This is a genomic window from Anaerococcus lactolyticus ATCC 51172 (assembly GCF_000156575.1).
In the GTDB taxonomy this organism is placed as follows: Bacteria; Bacillota; Clostridia; order Tissierellales; family Peptoniphilaceae; genus Anaerococcus; species Anaerococcus lactolyticus.
Map to the genome: position 1 here is coordinate 1 of NZ_GG666220.1, position 225 is coordinate 225.

Genomic DNA, 225 nt, shown 5'->3' on the forward strand with positions numbered 1-225 from the left:
CACCCACGCCATCGAAGCCTACACCTGCCGTGTGTCGAATCCGATCAGCGACGGGCTGGCGCTGCATGCCATCCGCCTGATCAGCCAATACCTCAGGCCCGCCGTACTGGAGCCGGGCAACCTGCATGCACGCGAGCAAATGCTGGTGGCCAGCCTGATCGCCGGCATGGCCTTCGGTAACGCGGACGTCGGCAGCGTGCACTGCATTTCCGAAGCCATCGGTGG

The 225-nt window shown here is 64.9% G+C and carries 1 pseudogene; it reads left to right on the forward strand.

Annotation, left to right across the window (positions count from 1 at the left end):
• Positions 1-225: pseudogene (locus tag HMPREF0072_RS11795) on the forward strand (alcohol dehydrogenase); the annotation flags it as partial.